Here is a 12,242-nt window from a genome sequence, read left to right on the forward strand (position 1 = left end):
TTTACTGTGAATTTTCGAGTGTTATGGATAACCCTGCTTATATCGCCGCTAGCTCGAGGAGATAATTTAGGCAGAAAATCGATTGAGGAGGCGTTAGCTATCAGCACGGTTGTGTCTGATAGTGACGCTCTCACCTTTGGTATCGCTAATTTTGATCTGCAGTATATATTTGATCCCGAGGATCCCAACTGGGGGGATGAGGAAACACTAGAGCTGAAAAAAAGTCTGGATATATTTGTTGTACCTTATTCCTGGCAGCTTAAGGATTTAGATCCGGACTGGTCGCATAAAGTTTCTATTCGTGCGTTTTATATAGAAGTTAACCGTGAGAACCTGCTTTTTCACGGCCTGACTAATGTTGAAAAAGAACGTGTTATCGGCGCTTACGGCAATTACATGCAGCATTATGGTTTTTCAAAAAGCTGGTATGGAGAGGCCGGCTTAGGACTGCATCTGATGCACTATGAAAACCAGTTTGATTATGACAGTAAATTCCCTCCTGAACTGCGTGAGCTGCTGGATGGTAATGTATTTAACACTACAGCTGCAGCATTAATCTCAGAGCCGTTTATTAACTTTGGTTATAAAAAACAGCAGTCGTGGGGGCAGTGGAACGCTCATAATAGTAATCACTATGTATACGGCCGCGCGATTGCAGGTAAAGCAAATAACCTTGCCGATATTAACCCTAAGGGCTGGCGTATTATTAACGGCATTGAGTTTAAGTTTGATATACCGCAGTTATGGGGCGTTTCAGATTTTGTTGCGGTAGACTTTAAACGGATCGATGTGAAAGGGGATATGTCGCGCCTTTCAGATGATGGTTATTATTATGAGACCACTATCGGCTGGGTTATTGATACTAATAATAAGATCCCGCTCTTAGATAACATTGGTATTGGTTTTACGATTAACTACGGCAGTTCATTAAGCGGCGGCACCCTGAGCTTATATTATAACGAAGAGTGAAATAACAGATATTCTGCACTTTTCTGATAGTAAAAGGGAAGTTTTCACAGCTCTGCTGATATTGCTTAAGCACTGTTAATATTTTTTTATACTTATTATTGAAATAATTCAATGCCTTAGAGAGCACTTTAACTGAACCGAATAACCGTCCGATCCCGGCGATTAATTCTCCTGTTATTTTGAAATAATCTTTTATATGCAAACAGGGGAGGGATAATTTTCCCCTGCGAACACACCTGAATACTTTTTATCAAGGATTTAAGCGGGTGATTTTCCAGCTGCCGTCCTGCGGCTGATAAACAAATCTATCGTGCAGTCGATCTGCTTTACCCTGCCAGAATTCAATGTTTTCCGGGATAACACGGTAACCGCCCCAGAATTCAGGTAAGGGTACCTCTTTACCGGCAAATTTTTCTTCAAAGTATTTTACCCGCTGCACTAATGTTTCACGATCATCAAGCTCCTGGCTTTGATGAGATGCCCATGCTCCGATGCGGCTGCCTCGTCCGCGGCTTTGAAAATAGGCATTGGATTCTTCTGTGCTGATCCGTTCAATTCGTCCTTCAATACGAACCTGACGCTGCAGCATATTCCAGTGAAACAGCAGCGCTGCATAGGGATTGGTTTCCAGATCCAGCGCCTTACGGCTGCCGTAATTGGTAAAAAAGACAAAACCCTTGCGGTCCACTTCTTTTAACAGCACCATACGCGAGGAAGGGCGTCCTTCAGGGCTGCAGGTCGAAACCGACATTGATTCAGGTAAAATTATGCCGCTGTTTTCTGCTTCGCTTAACCAGTGATTAAAAAACTCAATGGGATCATTAGTTGTTTTTAATGCTTTATTTTCGATAAGTAAGCCTTGGCCGAGAGTAAAGGCACAACGAATTTTACTGATAAATGACATGTTAATCTTCTTATTTTAATTAGTATGTTATGGCGGGCAGTGTATAATTTGTGGTTATTTTTGTCGAACAATTCAGCCTATAGATTGAGATTTTCTGTGCCTTGTACCTTTAAATACCAAGATTTAATCAATATTTTTAATCATACCTTTTCAGCTGAGTATAAAACTGAGCTCCTTGCGGGAGATGATGAACCTATTTATCTGCCGGCGGATGAGCACAATACACTGCACCGTATTATTTTTGCGCATGGCTTTTATGCCAGTGCGCTGCATGAGATTGCCCACTGGTTAGTTGCCGGGAAGCAGCGCCGTTTACGGGTTGATTATGGTTACTGGTATGAACCGGACGGGCGAAGCGCAGAGCTTCAGGCTGAATTTGAAAAGGTTGAAATCACCCCGCAGGCCATTGAATGGATTATTGCCGCCAGCTGCGGTTTTAAGTTTGATGTTAGTGCAGATAATCTCAGCGGTATCGAAATTGACCGCCTAGGTTTTAAACATAAGGTTCATGATAAGGTGATGCACTATTTACAGAATGGTGTTTCTGAGCGTACCAGCCTGCTGAGTGCCGCCTGCCGCGATTTTTATCAGATGCCTGAATTAACAGCTGATATGTTTGATTACCAGGGTATGTATAACCGCGGATGATTGTTTAGTTAATAGTTGTCGTGCTTCGGCGGGCACCATGATTTTTAAGGCAGTCAGCTTAATAAAATTACATTAAAAGAGAATAATAAATAATGAGTAAAGTTTTTCACCATCCGGTACAGATTTATTATGAAGATACTGATCATTCAGGAGTTGTTTACCACCCTAATTTTTTAAAGTATTTCGAGCGTGCGCGTGAGCATGTTATCAACAGTAATACACTGGATAAATTATGGCGTGAACAGGGGCTTGGATTTGCGGTTTATAAAGCAAATATGACTTTTCAGGACGGGGTTGAATTCGCTGAAGTTTGTGATATTCGTACCACCTATAAACTTGACGGTAAATATAAAACGCTATGGCGCCAGGAAGTCTGGCGTCCGGGAGCTGCTAGAGCCGCTGTGATTGGTGAAATCGAGATGGTCTGTTTAGACAAGGATAAACGACTGCAGCCGCTGCCTGAGGTTATTCTTGATTCTCTGCAGATAAATGAGCAGGAATAAGCAAATAATTACTGTATTTTGAGATCAGCTGCCAATATTGAGAGTAAAACAATGACATTCGCACAAAATATATTAAAATACGGCGATTTTAAAAATCAAACCACTTAGAAATACAAGCAGCACAGAACATTGACGTACTGTACTAGCGCCTGTATTTCCAAGTAGCTTGGTAACAGCAATGCTGTTTATTTTTCTGCTTTATCCGATGAAGAATAATTTGTGTTGTTTTTAAAACGAGGTACTGCCCAATGTTTAAATAACTAAGGGTATTACTGATTACTAAAAAACTAATCGGAGATTCAATGAGTAATGAAACGATCAGACGAGCGCCGCCGGCGTCATCCAAAGGAATGGATCGTTTTTTAAATTTTATAGAGAGAACAGGCAATAAAGTACCGGATCCGGCTTTATTATTTTTTTGGGGATTGTTATTAGTCTGGGGGTTATCTGCAGTATTTGCGCAGTTTTCATTCGGTTTATCTCACCCTGTTACCGGAGAAGCAATTGAAGTTAATAACCAGCTTACCGGTGCATCCTTAGCTTCTTTTTTAGCTAATATGGTTAAAACATTTACCGGATTTGCGCCCTTAGGTATCGTACTGGTTGCTATGTTAGGGGTTGGGGTTGCGGACGCATCCGGATTCATTAACACCGCGCTGAAGAAAATGCTTAACTTCACACCGGCTAAGCTGTTAACTCCTATGCTGATACTGGTTGCTATTGTATCTCATACGGCTGCTGATGCGGGTTATGTTTTAGTTATTCCTCTAGGCGGTATTATTTTCCATGCTGCAGGGCGTAATCCTCTGGTTGGTATCGCAGCTGCCTTTGCCGGGGTTTCCGGTGGTTTTTCTGCTAACTTTATCCCTTCTGGTATTGATCCTTTACTTGCCGGCTTTACCCAGTCAGCAGCTCAAGTTTTAGATACTAATTACACCGTTAATCCGCTGGCGAATATTTTCTTTACCGGTTTATCTTCGATTCTAATTGTCGGTGTGGGCTGGTGGGTAACTGAAAAAGTCATTGAACCGCGTCTTTCTAAAGTTGAAATTGATGAAGATGCTGAAACAGCGCCGAACCTAGGCTCTATCAGCGCGATTGAGAACAAAGCTTTTAACCGTGCCGGTTTAGCTATGCTGCTGGGTATTATTACGTTAATCGTTTTAGTTTTCCCTGAAGATTCTCCGCTGCGCTCGCCAACGGGTGATATGACAGCCTTTGACGCACCGCTTATGCAGTCGATTGTGCCGCTGATTTTTATCCTGTTTATTATCCCTGGGGTAGTATACGGAAGAGTATCAGGACGTTTTAAAACTAACGATTCGATCATTAAGTCTATGTCTGAAACCATGGGAACCATGGGCAGCTATATCGTTATGTCTTTCTTCTGTGCACAGTTCTTAGTCGCATTCGGTCAGTCAAATTTAGGTGTTATTTTAGCCTTGTACGGCGCTGAATTTTTACAGTATTTAGATATGCCGGGGCAGATGACCATTGTTGGTATGATTTTCTTAACTGCATTTGTAAATTTACTGGTGGGCTCAGCTTCTGCTAAATGGGCATTAATCGGACCAATTTTAGTACCTATGCTGATGGCTGTTAATATCTCTCCGGAACTTTCACAAGCGGCTTACCGTGTTGGTGATTCTGTTTCCAATATTATCTCTCCATTGATGGTTTTCTTCCCGTTAGTGGTAGTGTACTGTCAGCGTTATGTTAAAAGTACGGGTATTGGTACATTAGCTTCGATGATGATGCCGTACTCAATTGCTATGTTAATTGCATGGACACTGTTCCTGCTGGCATACTGGGCACTAGGTATTCCGCTAGGTATACAGGCACCATACACTTATCCCTCTTAATCTTTTCTAAGTATAAAGGTCTTATTAATCTGATAAGGCCTTTTTATGCATCTTTGCTCTTCCTATTTTATTTCAGCCAATTATTAACCCGGTTAAGGCCGTGATACGCCTGTTAGCTGCGGTCTTGACTTTAATGTGACTTTAAGACTTTGTTTAAGGTATCTTGTTGTTATGTAAGGAGTGTTTTTGTCATCGCGCATTCAAGCGTGATTTTGATCACCTTTATTGTTTGTCAACAAATATCAGAGGTACTAGATTATATTTATGGCAGGTTAATTTTATAAAATATGCAGGGGTCATTATCATATGGATATGTTAAATAGATTTTCTATTAGCTCAAGGTTAGCTTTAATTGCCGTAATTACCCTGCTGGGTGTGTTATTAGTTACCGGGCAGTCATTATTAGAAATTAATGATGGTTTGTTAGCGGCTAAATCAAAACAGACCCAGAATATGGTGGATGCTGCACATGCTGTTATGAACGGCTATCATAAGCAGTTCAAAAATGGCGAGTTGAGTGAAGATGACGCCAAGGCTTTAGCTTTAAATGCAGTTAAAACGATGCGTTACGATAACGGCAACTACTTTTGGGTTAATGATTATTCACCAACGATTATTATGCACCCGGTTAAGCCGCAGCTTGCCGGCAGAGATTTATCGGGTGTTAAAGACACTAACGGAAAACATTTATACCTGGAATTTGTGAGAGTGGCTAAAGAGAGCGGCTCAGGTCATGTTGACTATTTATGGGAAAAACCAGGTGCCGACGATCCCTTAGAAAAAATATCCTATGTCAAAGCTTTTAAGCCGTGGGGATGGATCATAGGGACCGGCATATATGTTGATGATGTCAGGGACTCTACCTGGCAGCTTGCCGCCGATTTAGCTGTTTATGTGATACTGATTATTCTGTTTTTACTCGCAGGTTTATTTTTTATTGCCAAAAGTATTGTGGTACCGATCCGTTCAACGACTTCTGTACTGGAAGACTTATCAAAAGGAGAGGGAGATTTAACAGTACGCCTACCTGTTAATGGAGAAGATGAAGTTGCTAAACTTTCTTCCTCATTTAATGAGTTTGTAGAAAAAATTCATAATATTATTGTTTCTGTACAAAAATCTTCTGCAGAGGTGGAAATATCCGCATCTGAACTTCTGTCTAAATCTATGGAATCAGTCGCAAGTACCGAGCAGCAGAATGCTGAAACTGCGCAGATAGCCACGGCTTCTAATGAGATGGTGAGTACTATTAATGAGATAGCACATAGCGCATCAACAGCTGCCGGACTAGCACAGGGAGCAAACAGTGAGGCGCTTGAAGGTAAAAAAGTAGTTACTGAATCTGCCAGTTCTGTGGAAAACCTGTCTACTGAAATTCAGTCTGCGAGTGCTGTGATTATAGAGCTGGACTCTGAGTGTAATTCTATTGATTCGGTATTATCTGTGATTAAAGGCATTGCAGAGCAGACAAATTTACTGGCATTAAATGCAGCCATTGAAGCCGCCCGCGCCGGCGAGCAGGGCAGGGGGTTTGCTGTTGTTGCTGATGAAGTAAGGACCTTAGCAGGACGTACACAGGGCGCAACTCTGGAGATAAATGGAATCATCGAACAGCTGCAGAATAAAGCACAAGAGGCGGTAAGTGCCATTGAAACGAGCGGCTCTATTGCTGTTATTGCAGTAGAGCAGGCTACAAAAGCAAGTGATTCTCTTGATGCTATCGCTGATTCTGTTAATTCCATTTCTGATGCCAATGATCATATTGCAACGGCTGCCGAAGAGCAGTCTGCAGTGACTAGAGAGATTGATGAAAGGGTTGTTGTTATTGCAGATTTAGCCAATGCCACCAATGAAATTGCATCTGATATTAACAGCGGTAGTGATACGCTGAAAAAATTAGGTCAAAATGTAAGCGAACTAATGGCAACTTTTAAAGTTTAATGTTTTATTACGATGCGTCGGAAATTCGATTCCGGCGCATCGTTGTTTTCCCTGCACGTTAAATAAGCAAAGCACTATTTGCAGTTAAGATCCCAAAGTTAAAATAAAAAAATCAGCATAACTTGCCAGATTTTAAAATATGTCTCATTTTATACTCATGTTGTGTCTTGCGCTGCCAGCCTGTTTAATGCCTGACAAAGCATTTTGAGGCGGCATGGGTATATAGTCAGCTTTCGTTTGCTATTTTATTATATAAAGTCTGCAGCTTTATTTTGGAGGTAATGTGTTAACAGGTCATGATGATAGACGTGAATTCCGCCGTATGGCAATTGAAACTGGTGTAAAAATATTAAAAGGAACTTTTGAGCTGCAGGGGATTTGTAAAGATCTTAGCAGTACCGGCATGTCTATACAATTATCAGATCTGTGTTTAAAAGCTGGTGATGAAGTTGAAGTACAGCTTGGGACTGATGATCTTCGTTTTCCTCCTTTAAATGCAGAAGCCAAGGTGCTTAGAATCAGCGAAGAGGGAGATGTTTTTACTGCTGCTGTTGAATTTACTGTTATTAAATAAAATATATAAAGATTAATACCGGGCAAGCTCAGTATTAATCTTTTTATCTACGCTGATATTTATCCTGCCGCCGCCCTGTTATTTATTCTAATCATAAAAAGTATTTTACATTCCTATGGTTAGCGGTTTATATGCAATCTCGTTATTATCTTATATTTTACTGAGTTTATTTCTGCAGCGGATTATAGAGTATCCGAAACGTGGTTTTCAAATTGCTCAATAGATAGCAGAGGATGTCTGCAAAGCATATCAAAAGATGCTTAGCTGGGGCTTTACAGAATATCTTATCGAACCATAAATCTGTATGAAATAAAAAATATTTTTATAAAAAACAGGATTAACGCTCGCGATGGACAAACATAGGCTAAAATTATAGTGGGACGGGAAGATGTAAGGAGGATATTATGATATTTCATAATAAAGCAGGTCAGGCGATGAACCTTGCTGATAATTTAACAATCAAAGAGTTATTGGAAATGGGTGTTGAGATTACCATTTCAGAAAAAGTCGATCCTATGCATGAATTATGGTTAGCTGATGAGCTAAAAGAAGACCCTGTAGAAGCTAAACATGGTAAACATGTCCACTAAAGGAAATCCCTCAGTTGTTACTGGGGGATTTTTGTACTGTTAACCCTTGCTGAATATATTGAATATTATCTGTTTAAAGATTACTCTGTTTATCTTGTCATTTGATTATGAAGGATTAATATGAAAATCTATGGTAGTTTCACCTCTCCCTTTGTACGCCACTGTCGCATCGTATTATTAGAAACGAATTTAAGCTGTGAGTTTGTTGAAACAGATGCGCAGCAAAGCGCACAATTATCACCTACCAAGAAAGTCCCTCTATTAATTGACGGCGATCTGACCCTGACGGATTCAAGTTCAATTCTTAAATACCTTAGAGAAAAAGCCGGATTTAGTTACCTTGCGGACATTAAAGACTTTGAATTGTTTAATATGATCAATACAGTGATGGATGCCTGCGTAAATATTTTCTTCTTAGAAAAGATGGATAATATTGGTTTAAATGACAGTAAGTACTTACAACGTCAAAACAGCCGTGTTTTGTCCGGTCTACAGGAATTAAACAGTGCTGTATCAGTAGGTAAATTACCACTTACAGACGGGGAAATCCGCCTTGCTTGTTTTCTTGACTGGGGGCTGTACCGTAAACGTATTGATTTATCTGAACTGGACAATCTTCAGCGCTTACTTGAACTGGCCGGAACTGATGAAATATTTAAACAGACAGCACCGCCGCTTAATCTTTAAATCAGCAGAACTTAACCGGCTGGATTTATTCTGCTGCTTCGTCCAACCTGAAATTCAGGTAAACAGTCTTCACCTTGAAAATGAGTTAACTGAAACTGTTTACTCTTGCTTCCACTGTTAATACATACTGCAACACAATGTTTTTGATCTGGGTAAGTTAAGCAGCTGTACCAGTCTTTTTCATTTTTAATCGGACTTTTCTGTGAAAATGACAGGGAGATATTACTGTTAAGTTTTCCTGTTTCAGGAGCAGTGATCTTAAAGCTGAAAGTGTCTAAGCCTTGACTGATACCAAGCCCGGTTGCTTTAACGAATGCTTCTTTTAATGTCCAGTATTCAAAAAAACGTCTGCGCTGCAGTGCGGGCGCAAGGTCTTTTAAACTTTGATACTCTTCAGCTGAAAAGTAACGTTTAGCAATGGCTTCAACACTTATCCTGCGTGACAGATTCTCAACATCGCAGCCGATATCATGTCCCAGGCATACAGAGCAAACCAGTAGGTCATCGTTATGACTGAGGTTAAAACGCAGTGCAGGCGTAGTATTGTTTAATTCGGGTTTACCATGTTCAGAAATAGTGAATGACCAGTCTTGAGGTTTTATTTCTGCGTACTGAGATAAAACAAAACGTACAAAAGCACGTGTGATCAGGGCGTTATGCTGTGCTTTCGGGGAGCGGTAACGCTGTACTTTTTCAATTTCAGACTGAGTCAGTACACTTTTTAAAGATTTTAATACTGTTAGATCAGTTATTTTCTGAGGTTGAATTCTCCACAAGTGGATATCGCCGCTTAATAAGGTTTTATTCGCAGAAGGGCTGTTAAAAGGCAAAATTCTTCCAGTGCTATGTTAAAAGGAGATCTGCATATTAGCAGGGAAAGCCGGATCAAAAAAGGGATAGTCAGGCTATCCCTTTTGTACTGCATAAAATTAATTTATTTTGCAGTATCGTGGATTTTAAATGCATTGATTTTTTTATTTATTTCACGGCGCTCTTTGGAAAGTTCAGCACCTTTGATGATGTGATCATCCACGCGGTCTTCGTAATCAGACTGCATGTTTCTGATAATATTTACGATATCTTCTTGTTTCATGTTCGGCGTAATGTAGTCAACCAGGTTAGCCAGCAGATCAACACGTTTGCGGTTATCACGAACTTTTTGGTCGTTATCAAGAATTTCACGTTTTAGTTTATTTTTACGGCGAGTGTTTTTCACCAATTCAAGCACGTTACCCATTAAGTACACCTTTTATTTTATTATTCAAAGTATTTTAACATCGATGACGGAGTTGTTACCGTTATGAAATCAATAAAACTCTTCTTTCATTTACAGACATTATACCTATTGTAACAGGCAAGCGCATAGTTATTTTTAATTAAAGTTCTTTGAGGATTGTTTCAATAACGTCTTGAAGCGTCTCTGATTCTTGTGCGCCGGAAAGTAAGTATTGCTTATTAAAGATAAAGGCGGGTACTGCACGAACTTCATTCTGCTGCCAGAAATTTTGTTCATTACGTACGTTTTGTGCAAAACATTGAGACTGTAAAATTTTTTCTGCATCTGCTCTATTCAGTCCAATTTGTTCGGCAGCCTCAAGCAGTACATTTATATTACTGAGATCCTGCTGCCTTGTGAAATAGGCATCAAATAGTGCCAGTTTGAGTTCTGTCTGCTTGTTTTGAATTTTTGCCCAGTACAATAACTGATGAGCAAGAAAGGTATTAACAATGCGCGAATCTTTGTGATAACAAAACTCAAAACCTAATCTATTGCCGATTTCAGTAATGTACTGACGATTTTGTATATTCTGCTCTTTGCTGACGCCGTATTTCTCCTGAAGGTGGTAGTTTAAATTCTGCCCTTCAGGAGGCATCTCAGGGTTCAGCTCGAAAGGCTGCCAGTATACGTTGAAGTGCGCTTTCCCTGCCATATTAAGCATTGCCTGTTCTAATTTTTTGTAACCAATAATACACCAGGGGCACATCACGTCCGATATGATATCAATGCGAATGAGTGGAAGCTGTGACATATTTTTTCTCTTTACATACTGCAGTAATATCTGCGTGACTCATATAATTTTAGCATGTAATTACATAATGCTGATTTTTTAGCCGCAGGCAGATCAAAAAATTTGATTTTGGGGAGTAACAGTCTGCTCTTAGCTTGAACGCCAGCGTAAAGTTTTTAATCTATGCCGGCATGTCCGGCAGGAAATTTTAGACATCACTGCATTTCTGCATGTAAAGTTTTGGTCACAAATATATAGTGCTAAAGCAGTTGAACTGCCTCTGCGAATTCACAAACAAAATAACGCCATAAGTTCTATTCCGGCGGACAATAATACAAATCTGTTTATCCAGTCACGCTTTGTAAGAATAGAAATGCAATCTGTTGAATTGAGCTCATTTTGCCTATATTGTGACTGCAATTTTATTGTTTTTATAATTTCTGCACAGGCAGGCTCTATTTGATGCGGAATTTTTAAAGCAAGGGGATATCGGCTTTATAAATTATAGTGACCGAGCATTATAAGTCATTGGATGATCTGTTGCCCTGTCATATAACGGGAGTGTAGAAATGAAAATTGAATACAGGGTAAATAAAGCAGTTTCAGAAAAACAATTTGTTGATTTGTTAGATAATACTTCACTGGCAGAACGCAGGCCTGTTGGTAATTCTAAATACATTGCCGGCATGTTAAAGAACTCGAACTTAATAATTTCGGCCTGGGTGGAAGAGGAGCTGATTGGTATCGCACGGGCTATGACTGATTTTTATTACTGCTGTTACATATCAGATCTTGCTGTACATGAAAAAGCGCAGGATAGCGGCGTTGGTAAAGAACTGCTGCAGTTAACCACACAGCAGATTAATAAAGACTGTAAACTTATCTTATTGTCAGTCCCTCAGACGGAGGATTTTTATCCTCATATGGGATTTGAAGTCCATGACCGCGCCTGGGTTTTATCTTCAGCAAAGCAGCTGAGAAACTAACCCGGCAAGTGTTTTGATAAACGAATTAATAAACCCGGCTTATTAATTCGTCTATCTGCTTTTTACTTTTACTTTATTGTTATTATCTCTGCTTTGACGAATTAAAGCGTTATCGGTTACATGTGCTGCTGATTTTAACAGTCTGTCGTATAATACCACGTTGACTGCGGCTGCCAGGTTCATACAGCCGATTGTTGGAATATAAACAACAGCATCAGCCTGATTGATAAGCTTCTGACTAATGGTACCGTCCTCAGGGCCGAACAGGTAAAAAGCATTATCCGGGTGCTCAAATGCAGGTAAGGGGACAGCTCCTTCAACAAGATCAACGCATACGACTTTAATATCATCGCTTTTACTTTCGAGCAGATTTTCCACTCCTATTAACGGCACCCTAGAGCTGATTTTTTTAGTATCAGTATTGAGTTTAACGGCGCGATCATAACGCTCTCCGGTATAGAATACCTTATCAGCCGCATAACAGCCGGCCGCCCGCATTACTGCGCCTACATTTGTTGCGCTTTTAGGATTAAGCAGCCCGATATGTACTTTTTTTTCTGGCATTGATT

General features: G+C 40.1%; 14 protein-coding genes. 9 read left to right on the forward strand and 5 right to left on the reverse strand.

Features of this window, described 5'->3' with window-relative positions; translation table 11 throughout:
* Positions 1 to 18: 18 nt before the first annotated feature.
* The gene (locus G337_RS0124060; protein WP_028866115.1) at positions 19 to 969 is read left to right on the forward strand and encodes a Solitary outer membrane autotransporter beta-barrel domain; all 951 of its coding nucleotides are present in this window, start codon (positions 19 to 21) and stop codon (positions 967 to 969) included.
* A 250-nt stretch (positions 970 to 1,219) separates the two neighbouring features.
* Here G337_RS0124060 and pdxH read toward each other — a convergent pair whose 3' ends face one another.
* Entirely contained in the window at positions 1,220 to 1,873 is a 654-nt protein-coding gene (pdxH, locus tag G337_RS0124065) for a pyridoxamine 5'-phosphate oxidase (protein ID WP_028866116.1), read from the reverse strand.
* Positions 1,874 to 1,969: 96 nt separating this feature from the next.
* Between pdxH and G337_RS0124070 the strand changes: the two genes are divergently transcribed.
* The 7 genes from G337_RS0124070 (at position 1,970) to G337_RS0124100 (ending at position 8,678) form a co-directional block, all read left to right on the forward strand.
* The gene (locus tag G337_RS0124070; RefSeq protein WP_028866117.1) at positions 1,970 to 2,521 is read left to right on the forward strand and encodes an elongation factor P hydroxylase; all 552 of its coding nucleotides are present in this window, start codon (positions 1,970 to 1,972) and stop codon (positions 2,519 to 2,521) included.
* Between the two features lie 92 nt (positions 2,522 to 2,613).
* Complete coding sequence (locus G337_RS0124075; RefSeq protein WP_028866118.1) at positions 2,614 to 3,024, forward strand: acyl-CoA thioesterase; 411 nt, start codon at positions 2,614 to 2,616, stop codon at positions 3,022 to 3,024.
* Positions 3,025 to 3,326: 302 nt separating this feature from the next.
* Positions 3,327 to 4,886, forward strand: a complete 1,560-nt coding sequence (locus G337_RS0124080; RefSeq protein WP_028866119.1) for an AbgT family transporter — start codon at positions 3,327 to 3,329, stop codon at positions 4,884 to 4,886.
* A gap of 306 nt (positions 4,887 to 5,192) precedes the next feature.
* Positions 5,193 to 6,827 carry a methyl-accepting chemotaxis protein gene (locus tag G337_RS0124085; RefSeq protein ID WP_028866120.1) on the forward strand — a complete coding sequence of 545 codons (1,635 nt, stop codon included), beginning with the start codon at positions 5,193 to 5,195 and terminating at the stop codon, positions 6,825 to 6,827.
* A 283-nt stretch (positions 6,828 to 7,110) separates the two neighbouring features.
* Positions 7,111 to 7,401, forward strand: a complete 291-nt coding sequence (locus tag G337_RS0124090) for a PilZ domain-containing protein (protein WP_028866121.1) — start codon at positions 7,111 to 7,113, stop codon at positions 7,399 to 7,401.
* A 404-nt stretch (positions 7,402 to 7,805) separates the two neighbouring features.
* Positions 7,806 to 7,991: a hypothetical protein gene (locus G337_RS0124095; protein ID WP_028866122.1), complete on the forward strand. Its 186-nt coding sequence runs from the start codon at positions 7,806 to 7,808 to the stop codon at positions 7,989 to 7,991.
* Positions 7,992 to 8,111: 120 nt separating this feature from the next.
* Positions 8,112 to 8,678: a glutathione S-transferase family protein gene (locus G337_RS0124100; protein WP_028866123.1), complete on the forward strand. Its 567-nt coding sequence runs from the start codon at positions 8,112 to 8,114 to the stop codon at positions 8,676 to 8,678.
* Positions 8,679 to 8,689: 11 nt separating this feature from the next.
* On the opposite strand, the gene G337_RS0124105 is transcribed toward G337_RS0124100, so the two are convergent.
* The 3 genes from G337_RS0124105 to G337_RS0124115 all read right to left on the reverse strand — a co-directional run bounded on the left by G337_RS0124105 (position 8,690) and on the right by G337_RS0124115 (position 10,708).
* On the reverse strand, positions 8,690 to 9,508 hold the full coding sequence (locus G337_RS0124105; RefSeq protein ID WP_028866124.1) for a 4'-phosphopantetheinyl transferase family protein: 819 nt from the start codon (positions 9,506 to 9,508) through the stop codon (positions 8,690 to 8,692).
* A 104-nt stretch (positions 9,509 to 9,612) separates the two neighbouring features.
* Positions 9,613 to 9,915, reverse strand: a complete 303-nt coding sequence (locus tag G337_RS0124110; protein WP_028866125.1) for a DUF496 family protein — start codon at positions 9,913 to 9,915, stop codon at positions 9,613 to 9,615.
* 139 nt (positions 9,916 to 10,054) lie between these two features.
* A complete protein-coding gene (locus tag G337_RS0124115) occupies positions 10,055 to 10,708 on the reverse strand; it encodes a DsbA family oxidoreductase (RefSeq protein ID WP_028866126.1) in 654 nt (217 codons plus the stop codon).
* A 548-nt stretch (positions 10,709 to 11,256) separates the two neighbouring features.
* Here G337_RS0124115 and G337_RS0124120 point away from each other — a divergent pair.
* The gene (locus G337_RS0124120) at positions 11,257 to 11,673 is read left to right on the forward strand and encodes a GNAT family N-acetyltransferase (RefSeq protein ID WP_028866127.1); all 417 of its coding nucleotides are present in this window, start codon (positions 11,257 to 11,259) and stop codon (positions 11,671 to 11,673) included.
* 51 nt (positions 11,674 to 11,724) lie between these two features.
* On the opposite strand, the gene G337_RS0124125 is transcribed toward G337_RS0124120, so the two are convergent.
* A complete protein-coding gene (locus G337_RS0124125; RefSeq protein ID WP_028866128.1) occupies positions 11,725 to 12,237 on the reverse strand; it encodes an RNA methyltransferase in 513 nt (170 codons plus the stop codon).
* Positions 12,238 to 12,242: the final 5 nt, after the last annotated feature.

Source organism: Psychromonas aquimarina ATCC BAA-1526 (assembly GCF_000428725.1).
Lineage (GTDB): Bacteria > Pseudomonadota > Gammaproteobacteria > Enterobacterales > Psychromonadaceae > Psychromonas > Psychromonas aquimarina.